The sequence below is a fragment of the Mycolicibacter sp. MU0102 genome (assembly GCF_963378105.1).
Classification (GTDB): domain Bacteria; phylum Actinomycetota; class Actinomycetes; order Mycobacteriales; family Mycobacteriaceae; genus Mycobacterium; species Mycobacterium holstebronense.
This window is the reverse complement of sequence record NZ_OY726398.1, coordinates 593,873-611,131: the sequence shown is the minus strand read 5'-3', so window position 1 is coordinate 611,131 and position 17,259 is coordinate 593,873. Positions and strand designations below refer to the sequence as shown.

At 69.1% G+C, this 17,259-nt stretch carries 18 protein-coding genes; 7 read left to right on the top strand and 11 right to left on the bottom strand.

Features of this window, described 5'->3' with window-relative positions:
* Nucleotides 1–116 precede the first annotated feature (116 nt).
* Nucleotides 117–848, top strand: a complete 732-nt coding sequence (locus RCP37_RS02845; RefSeq protein ID WP_373693098.1) for a cutinase family protein — start codon at nucleotides 117–119, stop codon at nucleotides 846–848.
* A 13-nt stretch (nucleotides 849–861) separates the two neighbouring features.
* On the opposite strand, the gene RCP37_RS02840 is transcribed toward RCP37_RS02845, so the two are convergent.
* Complete coding sequence (locus tag RCP37_RS02840) at nucleotides 862–1,656, bottom strand: S-methyl-5'-thioadenosine phosphorylase (RefSeq protein WP_308485528.1); 795 nt, start codon at nucleotides 1,654–1,656, stop codon at nucleotides 862–864.
* 14 nt (nucleotides 1,657–1,670) lie between these two features.
* On the opposite strand from RCP37_RS02840, the gene RCP37_RS02835 reads away from it, so the two are divergent.
* Nucleotides 1,671–2,540, top strand: a complete 870-nt coding sequence (locus RCP37_RS02835; protein ID WP_308485527.1) for a 1,4-dihydroxy-2-naphthoate polyprenyltransferase — start codon at nucleotides 1,671–1,673, stop codon at nucleotides 2,538–2,540.
* Between the two features lie 11 nt (nucleotides 2,541–2,551).
* On the opposite strand, the gene RCP37_RS02830 is transcribed toward RCP37_RS02835, so the two are convergent.
* Nucleotides 2,552–2,854, bottom strand: a complete 303-nt coding sequence (locus RCP37_RS02830; RefSeq protein ID WP_046283223.1) for a DUF4229 domain-containing protein — start codon at nucleotides 2,852–2,854, stop codon at nucleotides 2,552–2,554.
* 70 nt (nucleotides 2,855–2,924) lie between these two features.
* Here RCP37_RS02830 and RCP37_RS02825 point away from each other — a divergent pair, with 70 nt between their 5' ends.
* A complete protein-coding gene (locus tag RCP37_RS02825) occupies nucleotides 2,925–3,074 on the top strand; it encodes a hypothetical protein (protein ID WP_308485526.1) in 150 nt (49 codons plus the stop codon).
* Between the two features lie 18 nt (nucleotides 3,075–3,092).
* Here the strand turns inward: RCP37_RS02825 and RCP37_RS02820 are convergent, their stop codons facing one another.
* From RCP37_RS02820 to hemL, 7 genes are all read right to left on the bottom strand, one after another.
* Nucleotides 3,093–4,427 carry a MinD/ParA family ATP-binding protein gene (locus RCP37_RS02820; RefSeq protein WP_308485525.1) on the bottom strand — a complete coding sequence of 445 codons (1,335 nt, stop codon included), beginning with the start codon at nucleotides 4,425–4,427 and terminating at the stop codon, nucleotides 3,093–3,095.
* Between the two features lie 91 nt (nucleotides 4,428–4,518).
* On the bottom strand, nucleotides 4,519–5,496 hold the full coding sequence (gene ccsB, locus RCP37_RS02815; protein ID WP_308485524.1) for a c-type cytochrome biogenesis protein CcsB: 978 nt from the start codon (nucleotides 5,494–5,496) through the stop codon (nucleotides 4,519–4,521).
* On the bottom strand, nucleotides 5,497–7,071 hold the full coding sequence (gene resB, locus RCP37_RS02810) for a cytochrome c biogenesis protein ResB (protein ID WP_308485523.1): 1,575 nt from the start codon (nucleotides 7,069–7,071) through the stop codon (nucleotides 5,497–5,499).
* Nucleotides 7,071–7,850 carry a cytochrome c biogenesis CcdA family protein gene (locus RCP37_RS02805; protein ID WP_308485522.1) on the bottom strand — a complete coding sequence of 260 codons (780 nt, stop codon included), beginning with the start codon at nucleotides 7,848–7,850 and terminating at the stop codon, nucleotides 7,071–7,073. The genes resB and RCP37_RS02805 overlap by 1 nt, the downstream gene beginning before the upstream one ends.
* Entirely contained in the window at nucleotides 7,847–8,437 is a 591-nt protein-coding gene (locus RCP37_RS02800) for a TlpA disulfide reductase family protein (RefSeq protein WP_308485521.1), read from the bottom strand. The genes RCP37_RS02805 and RCP37_RS02800 overlap by 4 nt, the downstream gene beginning before the upstream one ends.
* A gap of 2 nt (nucleotides 8,438–8,439) precedes the next feature.
* Nucleotides 8,440–9,048, bottom strand: a complete 609-nt coding sequence (locus RCP37_RS02795) for a histidine phosphatase family protein (protein ID WP_308485520.1) — start codon at nucleotides 9,046–9,048, stop codon at nucleotides 8,440–8,442.
* Nucleotides 9,048–10,376 carry a glutamate-1-semialdehyde 2,1-aminomutase gene (hemL, locus tag RCP37_RS02790; protein ID WP_308485519.1) on the bottom strand — a complete coding sequence of 443 codons (1,329 nt, stop codon included), beginning with the start codon at nucleotides 10,374–10,376 and terminating at the stop codon, nucleotides 9,048–9,050. Before hemL ends, RCP37_RS02795 begins: the two co-directional genes overlap by 1 nt.
* Before the next feature lie 94 nt (nucleotides 10,377–10,470).
* Here hemL and RCP37_RS02785 point away from each other — a divergent pair, with 94 nt between their 5' ends.
* The 4 genes from RCP37_RS02785 to RCP37_RS02770 all read left to right on the top strand — a co-directional run bounded on the left by RCP37_RS02785 (nucleotide 10,471) and on the right by RCP37_RS02770 (nucleotide 14,031).
* Complete coding sequence (locus RCP37_RS02785; protein ID WP_308486911.1) at nucleotides 10,471–10,854, top strand: nitroreductase family deazaflavin-dependent oxidoreductase; 384 nt, start codon at nucleotides 10,471–10,473, stop codon at nucleotides 10,852–10,854.
* A gap of 3 nt (nucleotides 10,855–10,857) precedes the next feature.
* Nucleotides 10,858–11,238, top strand: coding sequence for a nitroreductase family deazaflavin-dependent oxidoreductase (locus tag RCP37_RS02780; RefSeq protein ID WP_308485518.1), 381 nt, complete (start codon nucleotides 10,858–10,860; stop codon nucleotides 11,236–11,238).
* A gap of 5 nt (nucleotides 11,239–11,243) precedes the next feature.
* Complete coding sequence (locus RCP37_RS02775) at nucleotides 11,244–12,446, top strand: JmjC domain-containing protein (RefSeq protein ID WP_308485517.1); 1,203 nt, start codon at nucleotides 11,244–11,246, stop codon at nucleotides 12,444–12,446.
* Between the two features lie 133 nt (nucleotides 12,447–12,579).
* Nucleotides 12,580–14,031: a PPE family protein gene (locus tag RCP37_RS02770; RefSeq protein ID WP_308485516.1), complete on the top strand. Its 1,452-nt coding sequence runs from the start codon at nucleotides 12,580–12,582 to the stop codon at nucleotides 14,029–14,031.
* A gap of 20 nt (nucleotides 14,032–14,051) precedes the next feature.
* Here the strand turns inward: RCP37_RS02770 and RCP37_RS02765 are convergent, their stop codons facing one another.
* Nucleotides 14,052–15,593, bottom strand: coding sequence for a PGRS repeat-containing protein (locus RCP37_RS02765; protein ID WP_308485515.1), 1,542 nt, complete (start codon nucleotides 15,591–15,593; stop codon nucleotides 14,052–14,054).
* A gap of 129 nt (nucleotides 15,594–15,722) precedes the next feature.
* Nucleotides 15,723–17,096 carry a PPE family protein, SVP subgroup gene (locus tag RCP37_RS02760; protein ID WP_308485514.1) on the bottom strand — a complete coding sequence of 458 codons (1,374 nt, stop codon included), beginning with the start codon at nucleotides 17,094–17,096 and terminating at the stop codon, nucleotides 15,723–15,725.
* Nucleotides 17,097–17,259 lie beyond the last annotated feature (163 nt).

The window sequence follows — 17,259 nt, the reverse complement described above, 5'->3', positions numbered from 1 at the left end:
CGGCAAGCACAAGTACGGCTGCACCCAGGCGTTTATCCGACGCCGACGGCGGGTAGCCGAAACTGCGTTTCCGCTTTTGAGCCCGGGTCGGGCGAACGATACGAATGAGGGTCACGATGGACATCACTGCATTGGCCGCATGGAAGACACGGCGCATCACCGGGTACCTGGCTACAGCGATGGTGCTGGGCGGCGGCCTGCTGGTCCCCGGCGTCCCGTCCGCCTCGGCGCAGCCCTGTCCCGACGTGGAGGTGGTGTTCGCGCGCGGCACCGGCGAGCCACCCGGGGTCGGTGGCATCGGTCAATCCTTTGTCGATGCGCTGCACGCCAAGGTGGGTGAGCGTTCCTTCGAGGTGTATCCGGTCAACTACGCCGCCAGCAACGATTTCGGCGGCGGTGTCGACTTCGCCCGCACCGTCGTCGACGGTATCCGAGACGCCGGCAGCCACATCGAGAACACCGCGGCGAACTGCCCCAATACCCGAATCGTGCTGGGCGGCTTCTCGCAAGGTGCGGCGCTGGCCGGCTACACCACGTCGGCCGAGATCCCCAAGGAAGTCCCCGCCGACTACCTCTCCTACATCCCCAAGCCGATGCCGTCGTCGGTGGCCGACCACGTTGCCGCTGTCGTGTTGTTCGGCACGCCCTCAGCGGAGTTCCTCCAGCCGAACGGCGCGCCACCGGTGCGGATCGGTCCGCGGTATGCGTCCAAGGCCTTGGAGCTGTGCGCCGACGGCGACACCATCTGCAACGGCGCCCCGGCGGGCGGACCGCCCTTTGCGCACGCGTCGTACGGCGTCAACGGCATGACGGAGCAGGGCGCCGAGTACGCGGCCGCCCACCTCTGAGCGCTCCGTTGATTCAGGGCAGCTCGAACGGCAACTGAATGCCTTCGTGCGGCAAGCAGTGCGTGCAGGTCCGTTCGTCGTCGATCCGCTCGATGGCTTCGTGCACCAGCTTCTTGAACGGCTCGATGTTTTTTTGGAACTCCGCGAACACATCGACGGCCTTCACACCACTGCCGACGTCGACTCCGGCATCCAAGTCGGTGACCAGAGCTACTGCGGCATAACACATTTCCAGTTCACGAGCCAGCACTGCTTCGGGATATCCGGTCATGTTGATCAGTCGGAATCCGGCCGCGGCGAACCATTGGCTTTCGGCGCGGGTGGAGAATCGCGGCCCCTGGATAACCACCATGGTTCCGCCATCGACCACGTCGGGCAAGCCGGTCACCGCGGTCCGCAGCGTCGGGCAGTACGGGTCGGCGAACTCGACGTGCACGCCGCCGTCATCGAAGTAGGTGTCGGCGCGGCCCCGGGTGCGGTCGACCAGTTGATCGGGCACCACCACCGAGCCGGGGGGCAGTTCCGGGGTCAGGCTGCCGACTGCGCAAGGCGCGAGGATCCGTCGCACCCCCAGCGTCCGCAACGCCCACATGTTGGCCCGGTAGGGCACTGTGTGGGCCGAGTACTCGTGGGCGGCCCCGTGCCGCGGCAGAAATGCCACTTCGTGGCCGCCGACGGAACCGACCGTGATCTCTGCACTGGGCGCCCCGTAGGGGGTGTCGCAGCTGACGCGGCGCGCATCGTCACCGAAGAACGAGTAGAAACCGCTACCGCCGATCACGCCCAGCAACTTCTGCTCCTCCCGCATGCAAGGATCGTGCGGTGGCCAGCTTCGCACAGTGGATAGAGGGGGCTCGTCCCCGCACCCTGCCCAACGCGATCGCTCCGGTGATCGCCGGAACCGGCGCGGCAGCATGGCTGGGTGCCGCGGTGTGGTGGAAGGCGCTGCTGGCGCTGACCGTCGCGGTGGCGCTGATCATCGGGGTGAACTACGCCAACGACTACTCCGACGGCATCCGTGGCACCGACGACGACCGGACCGGTCCGGTGCGCCTGGTGGGCGCTCGGCTGGCGAGCCCGCGCGCGGTGCTGACGGCAGCGATCGCCGCGCTGTCGGTCGGAGCGCTGGCCGGCTTGGCCCTGGCCCTGGTCAGCGCGCCGTGGCTGCTGGCGGTGGGCGCGGCCTGCATCGCCGGCGCCTGGCTGTACACCGGCGGGTCGAGGCCGTACGGCTACGCCGGCTTCGGCGAGATCGCGGTGTTCGTGTTCTTCGGACTGGTCGCGGTGCTGGGCACCCAGTACACCCAGGCGTTGCGGGTGGACTGGGTCGGCGGCGCGCTGGCGGTAGGCGTCGGTGCCCTGTCGTCGGCGGTGCTGGTGGCCAACAATCTGCGCGATATCGCGACCGACAAGCCGGCCGGCAAGATCACCCTCGCGGTACGCCTCGGCGACGCGCGCACCCGGGTGCTGTTTCAGCTGCTGGTGGCGTTGGCCGGGGTGCTGACGCTGGCCCTGATGCGGGCCACCCCGTGGTGCGCGGTCGGGTTCATCGCCACGCCGCTGGCGCTGCGGGCCGCGGCACCGGTGCGCTCCGGGCTCGGTGGCACCGCACTGATTCCGGTGCTGCGCGACACCGGGTTGACCATGCTGGTGTGGGCAATCGCGGAGGCCTTGGCGCTATCCCTGCACTGACTCTGGGCGGTTTACTCCCCGCGCAGTCGGGCTTGCAGTTTCTCGCGTTCCTGGCGGCGGCGTTCGCCGGCGACGGTCAAGCTCTCGGTCGCGCGCTTACGCAGCGGTGTGAACAGCCACATGCCCAACGGCAGCGCGACGATCAGCGCCAGCATCGCCGCGATGATCGGCGGGAAATCGCTGAGCCCGAGCAGCCGGCCCACTCCGTAGATCACCCCCGTCAGCACCACCACCAGCGCCAGCCGCGCCGCGGTGTACACCGCTACATCGAGTACCGCACGGCCCAACGGGGCCCGACCTGTCGCCACGGTCATCAAGCCTACTGGCGGGCTGGACCGGCGAGAACGACGCTAACGGTATATTCGGCGCCAGGAGGTGTCGCGAGTGCTCTACCTGCTCCTCGTCCTGACTCTGGGAACGCTGCTGTACCTCAGCCTGCGTGCCGTTCGTGCCCGGCCGAAGACGCGCGTGATCGGACCGGATGATGACCCGGAGTTCCTGTGGCGGATCAGCCACGGCGACAACCAGCCCTAGGGCTGCCACACCCCCGAACTAGACGAAGTGCTGGTTGAACCGGTCGTCGCCGGGGAACGCCTCGGCAACCACCGCAGCCAGCTCGACGAGCGCCTCGCGGGTCTCGCGCTTCAGCCGCATCAGGTCGATCTCCGCGCCTTCTTCCAGGTGCGGATCGAACGGCACCAACCGCACCGCGCGGCAGCGCCGGGAGAAGTGGTCGACGACCTTCTGCATGTCGACCTTGCCCGAGCGAGGCCGCACCGCGTTGATCACCGCGATCGAGTTGCGCACCAGGTCTTCGTGACCGTGCGCGTCGAGCCAGTCCAGCGTCGCCGAGGCGCTGCGGGCGCCGTCAACTGAGCCCGAACTCACCACGATCATGGTGTCGGCCTTGGCGAGCACCGCTGACATAGCGGAGTGCATCAGACCCGTGCCGCAGTCGGTGAGCACGAGGCTGTAGAACCGCTCCAAGACCTGCAGCGTGCTGGCGTAGTCCTCGGCGCTGAACGCTTCCGAGACCGCGGGGTCGCTGTCGGAGGCCAGCACCTCCAGGCGGCTGGGGCCCTGGTTGGTGTAGCTGCGGACATCGCTGTAGCGCTGGATACCGTCAGCATCGCGCAGCAGGTGCCGCACCGTCGCGGAGGTCTCCATCGGCACCTTCTGGTTCAGCGTGCCGCGGTCGGGGTTGGCGTCCACGGCCACCACCCGGTCACCTCGGATGGAAGCGAACGTGGCCCCCAGGGTCGCGGTGATGGTGGTCTTGCCAACCCCGCCCTTCAGCGACAGCACCGCGATCCGGTGACAGCCCTGTAGTGGCCGGTTCACCTGGACCACCAAGTCGTTGAAACGGATGGTGCGCGGGCTCTCGCCGACGTTGATCAGCTGGCCGGACAGCACGTAGAGCAGGCGGCGCCAGCCCGACGTTGGCGGCGGCTTGACCTGTCGCAACAAGGACGTGGTGGACAGATCCGAGAACGGGGCGATGGGCTCAGAGGCGCGATACGGCGCCTGCCCGGAACCACCGCCGGCGCTGCCGCCGAAGTACACCGGAGCAGGGTTATCCATCGGCTGCGGAACCCAGGTGGTCGATGCGCCTGCGTTCCAGGACTGCTGCCCCGACGGGGTCTCCGCAGCCGCCGGCGGCCACGGGTCGACCGGTTCGGAGAACCGGCGCTCGGTGCGGAAGCCGCCGAAGGAGCGGGTCTCCTCGCCTTCGGGCCGCTGGTTGAACGACCCGCCGGCCCCGGCCTCCGCAGCGTCCGCGGGACCGTCAGCCCCCTCGTTGACGTGCTGAAGCGGCCGGAACTGGGTGGTCGGATGATCCGTCACGTCATGGCTCGCAGTGACATCACCGGGTGCATGGTCGGACACTGGTATCTCCCCTGTCACACTGGTTAGGACGTCAATGGACGTCGGTAACCGCAGGGTAGCGCAGCTGTCATAAAGGAATCTGTCAGCTGGATTAGCCGACTCCGGCATACGAGTGCAGGCCGACGGTCACCAGGTTGACGAAAAACAGGTTGAAGATCATCGCCGCGAACCCCACAACGTTGATCCACGCCGCCTTGTAATCGCGCCACCCGGCCGTCGACCTGGCGTGGAGATAGGCGGCGTAGACGACCCAGGCGATGAACGAAACCGTCTCCTTGGGATCCCAACCCCAGTAGCGGCCCCAGGCCCCCTCGGCCCAGATCGCGCCGAAGATCACACCGAAGCCGAACACCGGGAAAGCGAAGATCGTGGTCCGGTAGGCGATGCGGTCCAGGGTTTGCGCATCGGGCAGCCGGCGCACCAGGCGCGCCAGGGCCCCCGGCGCGTCGGGGTCGCTCAGGCGCGACGAGCGGATCAGAAACAGGATGCTGGCCACCCCGGCCACCAAGAACACCCCGGAGCCGATGCTGACCACCGACACGTGGATCGGCAGCCAGTAGGACTGCAGCGCAGGCATGACCGGTGCGGCGGTGGCGTAGAGCCAGCGCCCGGAAACCGTCAGCAGGATCAGCACCGGCAGCAACACGAATACCCACAGGCTGCGGTGTTGTGGCCGGCGCAGCGCGACGGCGGAAGCCACCAGCCCGGAGAAGCAGGTCAGGTTGATGAACTCGTACATGTTGCCCCACGGCGGGCGCAGTGTGGCAGCGCCGCGGAACACAATGCAGGCCAGCAGCAGCGCGATGCCCAAATAGACCAGGGCCAGGCCGGCGCGGCCCACCCGCTCACCCAGGGGCCGTCGCTGCGCGGGGACCACCACCCCTGGCGTGGCGCTGTCGGAGCGCACACCGCCGGCGGAAACCAGCTCGGTCTCGGCGGGCGTGCGGGCGCGGCTGGAGGCCAGTTCGACGGCCAGCAACAGCAGTGCGATGACCAGCACGATCATCGCCGAGGTGAACGCCCAGTCGGAGTAGCGCGCCAGCCCGATGTCGATATGACTCGTGTTCACCTATGTCTCCTTGCCGAAGAGCTTCGTGCTCAATCGCTCGAACTCGTCACCCCAGCCGGAGTTGTCGGTGCGAGCCAGCCCGCCCAGCTCGACGTTCACCGTACCGGCCTGCCCCACGGGCGCCGTTGGCGTGATCCGGATCCAGATCCGGCGGCGGCGCACCACCAGCGACACAACCAACCCCGCCATCATCGTCATCGCGAACACCAGCACCCAGATCTCGGCCGGATCGTGCGACACCTGGATGTTGACGAACGGCACCGCGCCGTCGAAGCGCACCTTCGTGCCGTCATCGAGGCTGATCTGTTCGCCGGCCTTCAGGTTGGACCGGGCCACCTTGGTCAGCCGGCCCTGGTCGATCAACCGGGAATCCAGCGTGAACAGGCTCTGCGGCCGGCCGGTGTCGAGCCCGGTGTCGCCGCGGTAGACGTCGATCGCGACCGCGGGATCGTTCATGGCGGGGAACGCCGACGACAGCAGCCGGTTGTCGAGTTGTTCGGTCGGAGCGAACAGGCCCTGGATGCCGATCTGGTGCTTGCGGCGCTCGCTGGCGTCGGGGTAGACCCCGGCCGGGGGGTCGATGCGGATCGCGCCCGACGACAACAGGGTCAGCGGGTTGTCCGGGCGGAACTGCACCGTCTGGGTGCGGGTCTGTCCGTCCGGGAAGGTCACGGTGAAGGTGGGCGCGTAGCCGTGCCCTTGTAGGTACGCCCGCACGCCGCCGACCCGCAGTGGATGGTTGACCTCCAGCAGGTAGGGCCGCCACTCATTGGTGCGCAGGTCCTCCCCGGCCTGGTAGTCGATATGCGCGGTGAAGGAGGTCGCCAGCCCGGAGGCCAGGTAGTCGGCGGTGAAGTCGTTGACCCGCACGCACAGCGGGTGCAGCTTGGTCCCGTCGACGGTGGCGCCGGCCCGGAACGAGTCGAACGCGGCCGGCGACGCCGAGCAGAATCCCGGTCCGCCGTCGGCGATGACCATCACGTTGCCCTCGTAGCCGAACATGCGGCCGAGGGCGACGGCAGCCAGTAGCCCCAGCAGCGCGAAATGGAAGATCAGATTGCCGAATTCGCGCAGATAGCCCTTCTCCGCCGAAATCTCAATGCCACCGGGGGCGCTGTCCGACGAGCGGGTGGTCCGACGCCAGCCGCGCAACTCTGCGGCCATCTGGGCGCCGAGCTCGGCGGCGTCACCGACCAGCTGCGCCGTGGCGTGTTTGGGCAGCCGTGACAGGTTGCGTGGTGCAGCCACCGGGGTGGCACGCAGGTTGCGCAGATGCTCGAAGGTCCGCGGGGTCAGACAACCGATCAGTGACACGCACAGCAGCACGTAGATGGCGGTGAACCAGAAGCTGGAGAAGACGTCGAATGCCTCCAGCCGGTTCAGCCAGGGCCCCAGTACCGGGTGCAGCGCCAGGTATTCGTCGACTTTGGCGGCGTTGAGACTGCGTTGCGGCAGCAGTGCTCCGGGGATGGCGGCCAGTGCGAGCAGCACCAGCAACACCAGCGCGGTGCCCATCGAGGTCAGCGCTCGCCAGGTGTTGCGGATCCACGCGAGCAGCGAAGTGGTGGCGGTCATCAGATCGGCAGCCTGACATCGGAGACCAGGCCGTCGCGGACCGCGGCCACGAAGTGGTCCCACACGCCGGTGACCAGGGCGAGCCCGACCGCGATCAGCAATACCCCGCCCAGGACCTGGATCGCCCGGGTGTGCCGGCGCAGCCAACCCAGCCCGGCCACCGCGCTGGCCGACCCGAACGCCAGCGCCACGAACGGGATGCCCAAGCCCAAGCAGTAGGCGATCACCAGCACCACGCCCCGGGCCACCCCGGCGCCGTCGGTGGTCGAGGCGACCGCGATCACCCCGGTCAGGGTCGGCCCCAGGCACGGTGTCCAACCCAGCGCGAACACCGCGCCCAGCAGCGGTGCACCGAACACGGTGGACAACTGCTGCGGGGTGAAGCGCAGTTGGCGCTGCAGTGCGGGAACGAATCCGATGAACACCAGGCCCATCAGAATCGTCACCGCGCCGCCGACCCGTTGCAGCAGCACCTGGTTGGTGATCAACGTGGTGGTCATGCCCAGCACGGCCACCGAGCCCAACAGGAACACCGCGGTGAACCCGGCGACGAACAATGCTGCCGACCCGGCGACGCGCCACCTCGCTCCGGGCGGGGGCTCAAGCGCACCGGCCCGTGGAGTCTCGTCGACGCCCACCACGGCCGCCAGGTAGGACAGATAGCCCGGTACCAACGGCACTACGCACGGCGAGGCGAACGACACCAGTCCGGCCAGGGCCGACACGGCGACGGCCAACAGCAGCGGACCGGTGGTGGCGGTGGCGGTAAAGCTGCTCACGACGCCGCCTCGGCAGCCAGCCGCTGCACGACGGGTTGCAGGTCCTCGGCGAGCACCTCACGCAGGAACACCGCCGCGACCCGGTGCTGGCGGTCGAGCACCATGGTCGCCGGGATCACCGACGAGGGATAGCGGCCGCCGAACGCGATCATGGTGCGCATCGCCGGGTCGTAGATCGAGGGATAGGTGATGCGACGGTCGGAGATGAAGTCGCGGGAAGCCTGCGGCTCGGGGTCGCGGACATCGATCCCCAGGAATGCCACACCCTGGGCGCGGGTGTCGTCGTAAACCTTTTGCAGTTGGCTGATTTCGGTACGGCAGGGTCCGCACCACTGCCCCCACACGTTGACGACGACGACCTTGCCGGCGAAGTCGTCGACGCTGATGGTGCGCGACGGGTCCATCAGGTCGGGCCCGGAGATCGGGCCGGGCCGGCCGCGGTCCTGCGGGGGGTCGTAGAAGATGTCGGTCTTGCCGCCGGGCGAGACGAACTCGAAGGTGCCGCCGTGGGTGACGGCGTCGTCGCCGACCGCGCAGCCCGAGATCAGCGCGGCCAGCACTGCCCCGACGATCAGCACTGCCCGCATCGTCAGCCGCCGGCCGGAACCTGGTAATCGACGTCGACGAGACGATCTCCGTCATAGATCAACGTGGTCACCGAACCCACGCCGCATTCGCGCCGGCGCGGGTCGTGCCAGAGTCGATTGCCGGTGAGATGCTGGCGCGCAGTCCAGACCGGCAGCTGGTGGCTGACGCACACCACTTCGTGGCCGGCGGCGCGAGCACGGGCCTTGCTCACCGCGGTGGCCATCCGAGCCGCGATCTGGTCGTAGGGCTCGCCCCACGACGGGGTGAAGGGGTTGCGCAGGTGCCACCAGAACCGCGGGTTGCGCCAGGCGCCGTCGCCCGGTGAAACACGCTTGCCCTCAAAGAAGTTGGCCGACTCGATCAGGTCATCGTCGGTGTCGATGGCCAGGTCGTGCCGGGCGGCGATCGGGGCGGCGGTCTCCTGGGCGCGCTGCAGCGGCGAGGCGATCACCGCGACGATGTCGCGGCCGGCCAGCAGATCGGCGGCGGCGACCGCCTGGGCGCGGCCGGTGTCCGAGAGCCGGAAACCGGGCAGCCGGCCATACAAAATGCCGTCGGGATTGTGGACCTCGCCGTGGCGGATCAGGTGGACGCGGGTTTCTTCTGCCATCAGGGTTTCGGCTCTCCGGTGGTGGCGGCGGCACGTGCCGCGGCAGGTAGCGCAGCGGCGATCCGGTCGAATGCTTCGTCGGTCAGGGCGGCCGAGACGAACCAGGCTTCGAACGCACTGCAGGGCAGGTAGACGCCCGCTTCCAGCAGGGCGTGGAAGAACGCCGGGAAACGCCAGGTCTCGCTGGCGCGAGCGGCAGCGAAGTCGGTGATGGGCTGCTCGCCGAAAAACACGCTGAACATGTTTCCGGCGCGCGGAATCTGGTGCGGCACACCCGCGTCCGTCAGCGCTTCGGCCAGCATCGCGGTCAGCCGGTCGGCATTCTTGTCCAGTGCGGCGTAGACACCATCGTCGGCGGCGCGCAGCGTTGCCAGCCCGGCGGCGGTGGCCACCGGGTTCCCCGACAGCGTGCCGGCCTGGTAGACCGGCCCCAGCGGGGCCAGTCGATCCATCACCTCGGCCCGGCCGCCGAATGCCGCGGCCGGCAGCCCGCCGCTGATCACCTTGCCGAAGGTGAACAGGTCGGCAGAGATGGGATCGATACCACCTTCTCCACACCAACCACTTCTGCTCACCCGGAAGCCGGTCATCACCTCGTCGATGATCAGCAGCGCCCCGTGCTCGCTGGTGAGCGTCCGCAGTTCGGCGTTGAAGCCGGGCCCCGGCGGCACCACGCCCATGTTGCCGGGGCTGGCCTCGGTGATGACCGCGGCGATCTCGGTGCCGAATTCGGCGAAAGCATTACGGACGGCGTCGATGTCGTTGTAGGGCAACACGATCGTGTCGGCGGCGGTGGCGCCGGTGACCCCGGGCGAGGACGGCAGCGCCAGAGTGGCGACCCCGGAACCGGCGTCGGCGAGCAGGGCGTCGACGTGGCCGTGGTAGCAGCCGGAAAACTTGATGACCTTGGCCCGGCCGGTGAAGCCGCGGGCCAGCCGCAACGCGCTCATGGTGGCTTCGGTGCCGGAGTTGACCAGCCGGAGCTTGTCCACCGCGGGCACCCGGGCGATGATCTCGGTCACCAGATCGGTCTCGCTGCGGGTCGGCGCCCCAAAGGACAGGCCAGTCCCGACGGCGTCGCGGACCGCTTCGACCACCGCGGGGTGAGCGTGGCCCAGGATCATCGGCCCCCAGGAGCAGACCAGGTCCACATAGCGGTTGCCGTCGACGTCGGTCAGCCAGCAGCCTTGCGCCTCGGCGATGAAGCGGGGCGTGCCCCCCACCGCCGCGAAAGCCCGGACCGGCGAGTTGACCCCGCCGGGGATCACCGCGCAGGCCTCGGAGAACAACCGCTCCGATACCGCCGTGGCTCGATCCGCATTACCCACGACGACCAGTGTCCCAGCTCGCGCGGCGTCACCGACTACAGGGTGTAGTTGTTGGGGGTTGAGGTGACCCAGGTCTCGGAGTTGGATGGCAGTCATGCAACTACCGCAGCGGCTGGCCCGGTTCAACCGGCATGTCACCAATCCGATCCAGAGAATGTGGGCAGGCTGGGCGCCGACGTTCGGAATCCTCGAGCATGTCGGGCGGCGCTCCGGCAAGCCCTTCCGCACTCCCCTGACCGTCTTCAGCACCGATAGCGGGGTGGCCATCCTGCTCACCTATGGCCCGGACCGCGACTGGCTGAAGAACATCACGGCCGCCGGCGGGGGCACCATGCGTCGGCACGGCAAGACCTTCGGCGTCACCGAACCGCGGGTGGTCAGCAAGGCAGAAGCGGCCGAACACGTGAGTCCGCGAGCGCGGCGGGTCTTCGCCCGGCTGCCGTTCGAGCAGGCGGTGCTGCTCACCCGGCAGGGCTGAGCGGTGCAGTTCTCGGACCGGCGCGCCCGGTTCAACCGCGTTGTGACGAATCCGCTGTTCCGCCCGATCTGCGGCTGGGTGCCGATGTGGTCGATCGTCGAGCACACCGGCCGGCGCTCCGGCGCGACCTACCGCACCCCGGTCTCGATGTTCCACACCGCAGACGGCGTCGCGGTGCTGCTTCCGTACGGAACCGGCCGCGACTGGGTGAAGAATCTGCAGGCCGCCGATGGGGGGCGGGTCAAGGTCGGCGGGAAGACGTTCGCCGTCAAGAACCCGCACGTGGTGCCTACCGAGGAGGCAATCGAGCTGCTGAAGGCGCCGTGGCGCCAGCTGCTCGGACGCGCCGGGGTGCCGCACACCTTGTTGCTGACCCGCGCTTGAGGCCGGTGTCGAGCTTCGAAGTTCGGGAGCTCCCGGAAGCCCCACTCGCCTGGCTGCTGGCGCCGGTGACGGTGCAGACCTTCCTTGACGAGCTGTGGGGCGCCGCCCCGCACCACATCGCCCGGGCCCGCACCGACTACTTCGACCGGCTGCTGGGCGGCCCGTCGGCGCTCGATCAGCTGCTGGCGGCGCTGGTCGCCGAGCCGGCCGGGGTACGCCTGGTGCGCGGCGCCGATCACCTGGAACCCGCGCAGTACACGCTGCCCGATGGCACCCTGGACGCGGCGCGGGTCCGGGCCGAGCTGGCCAACGGCTACACGATCATCTGCAACAACATCGAGAAGTACCTGCGCGCCATGTCGACGTTGACCCATGGGGTCGAGGTCGAGCTGAACTTTCCGACTCACGTCAACGCCTACGTCACCCCGCCGGCCGCCACCGGCTTCCTACCGCACTACGACCACCACGACGTGCTGGTGCTGCAGATCCAGGGCAGCAAGACCTGGTATTTCTACGGCGACGATCCGGTGCCGCCACACCGGATGCAGCAGATGTACGAGGTCGACCCGGCTGGTCTTCCCGAGCCGACGAGTCTGCGGCTGGAAGCTGGGGACACCCTCTACCTGCCGCGAGGCCGAGTGCACTCCGCCGAGACGGGCGGCGAGCCGTCGGTGCACCTGACCGTCGGCATCCACGTCCCGACGGTGCTTACGCTGCTGACCCACGCCCTGCACCTGTTGAGTCTGCGCGACGACGTCGTGCACACCCGGTTGCCCGCGAGGCACCTGGATGATGCGCAGGTGCGGGCAAGCCTGGACCCACTGATCCATGCCGGCCTGGCCGCGGTCGAGTCCCCCGACTCGCTCGCGGAAGGCCTTGGCGCCATGCAGGATTTCCTGGTGCGGCGTGCACGCTGTCCGATCGTCGGGCAGGTCAGCGACACCGTCGGGCTCGACATCGACACCTGGGTGCGCAAGCAACAACCGCTGTACTCCCGGGTGACCACGACGCCCGACGGTGTCGGCCTGCAGTTCGCCCAGCTCATCGTCACCGCCCGCCTGGACCACGAAGCCGCGATGCGATTTGTGTCGGAACGAACCGAGCCGTTCCGGGTCGGCGAACTGCCGGAACTGGCCGCCGCACAACAGATTGAGCTGGCCCGCAGTCTGATCATGAGCGGCTTTCTGGTGCGCCCACCCGCCCGATAAACCCGCCGAGGTACATAGCCTTCCATAAATGCGGACGAATCCGCATATGGGTCCCGCATTCCGAGGAAACTTCCAGGGAATGACCAAGATTTGAGGTTTAGGCTTTTGTCTAATCACCCCGCGAAAGGCGGCAATGACGGAGCCGATCTGGATGGCGTCACCACCGGAGGTGTACTCAGCCCTGCTGAGTAGCGGTCCGGGCGCGGGGCCATTGTTGGCGGCCGCGGCGATGTGGGATGCGTTGAGCACGGAATACACCGAAGTGGCAGAGGAACTTTCCACCATGCTTGCGACGGTGCAGGCGGGATCATGGCAAGGGCCGAGCGCGGAATCCTATGTGGCGGCGAATGTTCCGTACCTGGCTTGGCTGACGAAAGCCGGCGCGGACAGTATGACGTTGGCCGCTCAGCACCAGACCGCCGCGACCGCCTACACCTCCGCGTTGGCCGCCATGCCGACGCTGGCCGAACTGGCCGCCAATCACACCATTCACGCCGTGCTGGTGGCGACGAACTTCTTTGGGATCAACGCGATTCCGATCGCGCTCAATGAGGCCGACTACACCCGGATGTGGGTCCAGGCGGCCACCACGATGTCGACGTATCAGGAGGTGGCCGGCGCTGCGGTGGCGTCGTCGCCGGCGGCCTCGACCGCACCGACGGTGCTCAATCCCGATACCCCCCAGCACCGCGACCACCAGCATCGGAGCGGCCAGGCACCCACCCAGGACTTCGGCAATATCTACCAGGAGAGCTGGTGGACCACCCGCATCGCCGAGATCAACGAGGCCATCCAGGCCGACTTGTCCAGCAACAATCCGTTCACCAGCCTGATCAGCGATCCGGTGCTGATGACGATCGCACCGCACTACGCGGGTGAGATCGTGCTCGGGATGGCGCCGGCCGTCACGGCGCTGACCGAGACCATGCTCGGTTTGGTCGCACCCGTGTCGCCGCTGGGCGGTTTTGTCGGTGTCGCCGGGTTGGCCGGCTTGGCGGGCATCAACGCTCCCGCCGCACCGGCGCTGCCCGCCCTGAACCCAGCACAGCCCGTGCCCGCTGCCGCCGCCGCGCCACCGGCGTTGTCGGCGCCGCCGGCTCCCGCCCCGGCGGCTCCCCCGGCCATGGCTCCGCCGACGTTGGCCCCGGCCGCCGGCGTCGCCGGCCCCCCGACTCTTCCGCCGCCGTTCACCGGCACCGAGGCAGCGTTCGTCCCGTACCTGGTAGGAGGCGGCCCGACCAGCGGCGCGCGCATGAAGGTGCGCGCAGGTGCTCCCGCGCAGGATCAGCGCCGCGACGCGGCCGAGGCGGTGGCGGCCAGCGCCGCTCCCGCGGTTCAGGTACGCCGGCGCCGACAGCGCACGGCACTGACCGATCCTGGTAACCGCTATGAATACCTTGACTCCGGGGACACCGCGGCCGCACAACACGGCGCGGGACCGATCGGTTTCCCAGGCACCGTGCGTCATGAGACCGACTCTGCGGTAACCGGTTTGACCACTTTTGCCGAGAGCGCCACGGGTCCCGCCATCCCGATGCTGCCGCGCACCTGGGAGGTCCCCGAAGATCCGGATCAGCTCGACTGACCCGGATCTGGTCACCCGCTTCAGCTACCGGGCGCCCCGGACTGCCCGGCGCCGCCATCGGGGTCACCTACTCCGCCGCTACCGGCCTTACCGCCCGCCCCCGGCGTGGGAGCCTGACCGCCCGTACCGCCATTGCCGCCGTCGCCGCCGCGACCGACCGACCCACCGGGGCCGGCCGCGCCACCGGCGCCTCCGGTGCCCCCGGCCCCACCGGCCGCCGCGGCGTTACCGTCGCCGGCGTTACCCCCGTTGCCGCCCTTCCCGCCGGCTCCGCCGTCGGGGTGAGCGGCCGTTCCCGCGCCACCGGCGCCACCGGTTCCGCCTGCGCCGCCTCCGCCGGCTTCACCTCCGTTGGGATGGCCGAGCATGCCGTCGCCGCCATTGCCGCCGTCACCGCCGTTGCCTGCGGTGGCAGTGGGCGATCCCGCTGCCCCGCCGTTGCCGCCGGCACCGCCGGCACGAGCGTGGCTCGGGTTGCCGCCGTAGCCGCCGGAGCCACTGTCGCCGCCGCGGCCGCCGTTGCCGCCGTTGCCCTGGGCTGAGCCGGCCAGGCCGTCTCCGCCGTTGCCGCCGGGAGCGCTGAAGCCGCCGGGTCCGGCATTGCCCATGATCATCAGGTTGCCGGCGTTTCCGGAGGCGCCGCCGTCTCCGCCGTTACCGCCGCTCGGGTGTTCGGCGGTGCCGGCGCCGCCGTTACCGCCGTAGCCGCCAGACCCACCGGGGCCGCCGAAGCCGGCCACCGCATTGCCGCCATCACCCGCGGCGCCGCCGTTGCCGCCGTCACCGCCGTCGTTGCCCCAGCCGCCGTCACCGCCATCACCGCCGCGTCCGCCCGCCCCGAACAGCGAGATGGCGTCGCCGCCCAGCGCGCCGTCACCCCCGTTGCCGGCGGTGCCCGACACACTGTCGAGCCCGTCGCCGCCCCAGCCGCCGTCACCGCCGTTGCCCATCAGCCAGCCGCCGACACCGCCGACACCGCCGTCGGCACTGGCCCCGCCATCGCCGCCCCAGCCGCCGTTGCCGATCATCTTCGCGTCGCCACCGGCCCCGCCGTTGACGCCGAGTTCGGTGTCTTCGGAGGCGCCCGGGTTGTAGCCGCTGCCCCCGTCACCGAACAGCCAGCCGCCGTCGCCACCGTCGGGGTGATCCACCGTGCCATTCACGCCGTTGCAGATCAGGCCGCACGCGCCATCAAAAGCGAAGAGCGGGTTGATGATCGGGTCCAACAGCACACCTGGGCCCTGGATCCACATCTCACCGAGGTCGTGAACGGTCGCGTAGAGCTGGTTCTGGAACAGCCCGGCGAAGACGACCTCGACCACCGATGCCCAGGTGTAGATGTCGTCGCCCACCACCTGCGAAAGGTCCAACGTGTCGGTCGCGGCGGCGACGTCGGGCACCGCCGCCCCCAGGCTTGCGGCATCGAAGAGCTGATCGAACCCGAACAGGTCGTCGAAATCGGCGTATGCCGGTGCCGCGGGCGCCAACCCTAGCGCCAGGCAGGCCCCCACCAGGGTGTGACGGTTCCTGCCAAGACGCCCCTGACTGCCCCGATCAACCATTTCCCGCCCCTCCGACTGACTCGACTGCACCCCTGAGCAACAACTGAGTGGCCCGGAGCCTAGCCATCGAGACTTGGAGCCACAAGGGCGGGATTTAGACGGAAAAACAGCCGCAAACACGGAATCTGTTTAGTGCCCTAACAGGCGCATCTTCTGTTCGTTGTACTCGTCATTAGTGATCAACCCACGGTCACGCAGCTCGGCGAATTCGCGGATCTCCGCGGCGATGCCCATCATCGACGGGCCTGGGGCTCCCTCGGTGTCACCAGCCTGCGAATCAGCCGCCGCGTCGCCCGCGGCGCGCTGCGGCATCTGCACTTGCGCAGACGCGGCCGCGTCGGCGCCCCCGCGGCCGCGACTGACCGAGCCCGCCAGGGCGCTGCCGCCCATGCCCGCCAGCGCCATCTGGCTGAACGCGGTGCCGGCAGCGCCCAGCGATGCCGGCGGCGCACCGCCGAAGCCCGGCCCGGCAAGCGGCTTGGAGTAGGACAGGCTCCGAATCTCGGGGGCGTTGGCCGCCCAGTTGATCGGCACCGACAGGTTCCCGGCGGTGATCGCCTCGCCCATCGCCGCCGACATCGACGACGCCCCCGGCACCATCGGCCGCGACGGGGTCAACGGGGAGAACAGGTCGATGTTGCGCAGGATCTCGTACTCCACCATCTGCAGCTGATCCTGCTCGGACAAGATCTCCCGGGTGCTGGCATCGCCCGCCGCCCAGGCGCCGGCAGACATCACCACCGAGAGCATCGACACCGCGCTGACGCCCAACAGATCGGACAGGCTCGGCCACACGAGCAGGTCCTCGGGGCCCTGCGCGATCCCGGGCAGCGTGGCCGCCGCCGTCTGCAGCAGCGAGCTGTTCGGCGACCCGAAGATCCCCGAGGCCAACTGGCTGAGCAGGGACTGGACGTCGGACGAGGACGAGGTGGCCTCGGCGGTCCCGACCGAGGCGGCCTGGCTGGCCGGTCCGGCGGGATTGCTGGTCTGCGGCGGTTTCTGGAACGGCGTGAGCCCGGTGGCGGCGGCCGAAGCCGCTGCGTAGGCGTACATCGCGGCCGCATCCTGGGCCCACATCTCGCCGTATTCGGCCTCGTTGGCGGCGATCGCCGCGGTGTTGGTGCCCAAGACATTGGTGGCGATCAGTAGTAGCAATCGCGCTCGGTTGGCCGCCACCACCGAGGGCGGCACCGTCGCGCTGTGCGCCGCCTCATAGGCCGCCGCCGCCGCGTTCGCCTGGGCGGTCGTCTCGTCGATCTGTGCCGCGGTGGCGGTCATCCAGGCCACATACAGCGCCGCGGCCCGGGTCAGCGCCTCCGACGACGGCCCGAGCCAGGCCTGAGCCGTGAGCTCGGCGGTCACCGATTCGTACGACGCAACCGCCGAGTGCAGTTCGGCGGAGAGTCCGCCCCAGGCAGCGGCAGCGGCGCGCATCGGGGCGGAGCCCGGCCCGGTGTAGAGACGCAACGAGTTGATCTCCGGTGGCAGGGCAGCGTAATTCATCACCGACCCCCTCCCTGGGGCGTACACCGGGCTCACAAAAAGCGGCGTGTGTGTATTTGTAGCCCAAAAGCTAGCCGTTGACCGGGCATTCCGGATTTGCGGAGGCCCGTCCGGCTGCGCACCGAGCGGGCGATCAGATCCGCACGCTGCGATAACATTCGCG

Bases quoted from the DNA above. Each gene is read 5' to 3' on its own strand.
- RCP37_RS02795 (WP_308485520.1), bottom strand. From the start codon at position 9,048: ATGGCAGAAGAAACCCGCGTCCACCTGATCCGCCACGGCGAGGTCCAC.
- RCP37_RS02770 (WP_308485516.1), top strand. From the start codon at position 12,580: ATGACGGAGCCGATCTGGATGGCGTCACCACCGGAGGTGTACTCAGCC.
- RCP37_RS02785 (WP_308486911.1), top strand. From the start codon at position 10,471: ATGCAACTACCGCAGCGGCTGGCCCGGTTCAACCGGCATGTCACCAAT.
- RCP37_RS02840 (WP_308485528.1), bottom strand. From the start codon at position 1,656: ATGCGGGAGGAGCAGAAGTTGCTGGGCGTGATCGGCGGTAGCGGTTTC.
- RCP37_RS02800 (WP_308485521.1), bottom strand. From the start codon at position 8,437: ATGCGGGCAGTGCTGATCGTCGGGGCAGTGCTGGCCGCGCTGATCTCG.
- RCP37_RS02830 (WP_046283223.1), bottom strand. From the start codon at position 2,854: ATGACCGTGGCGACAGGTCGGGCCCCGTTGGGCCGTGCGGTACTCGAT.
- RCP37_RS02845 (WP_373693098.1), top strand. From the start codon at position 117: ATGGACATCACTGCATTGGCCGCATGGAAGACACGGCGCATCACCGGG.
- RCP37_RS02765 (WP_308485515.1), bottom strand. From the start codon at position 15,593: ATGGTTGATCGGGGCAGTCAGGGGCGTCTTGGCAGGAACCGTCACACC.
- resB (WP_308485523.1), bottom strand. From the start codon at position 7,071: ATGACCGCCACCACTTCGCTGCTCGCGTGGATCCGCAACACCTGGCGA.
- RCP37_RS02760 (WP_308485514.1), bottom strand. From the start codon at position 17,096: ATGAATTACGCTGCCCTGCCACCGGAGATCAACTCGTTGCGTCTCTAC.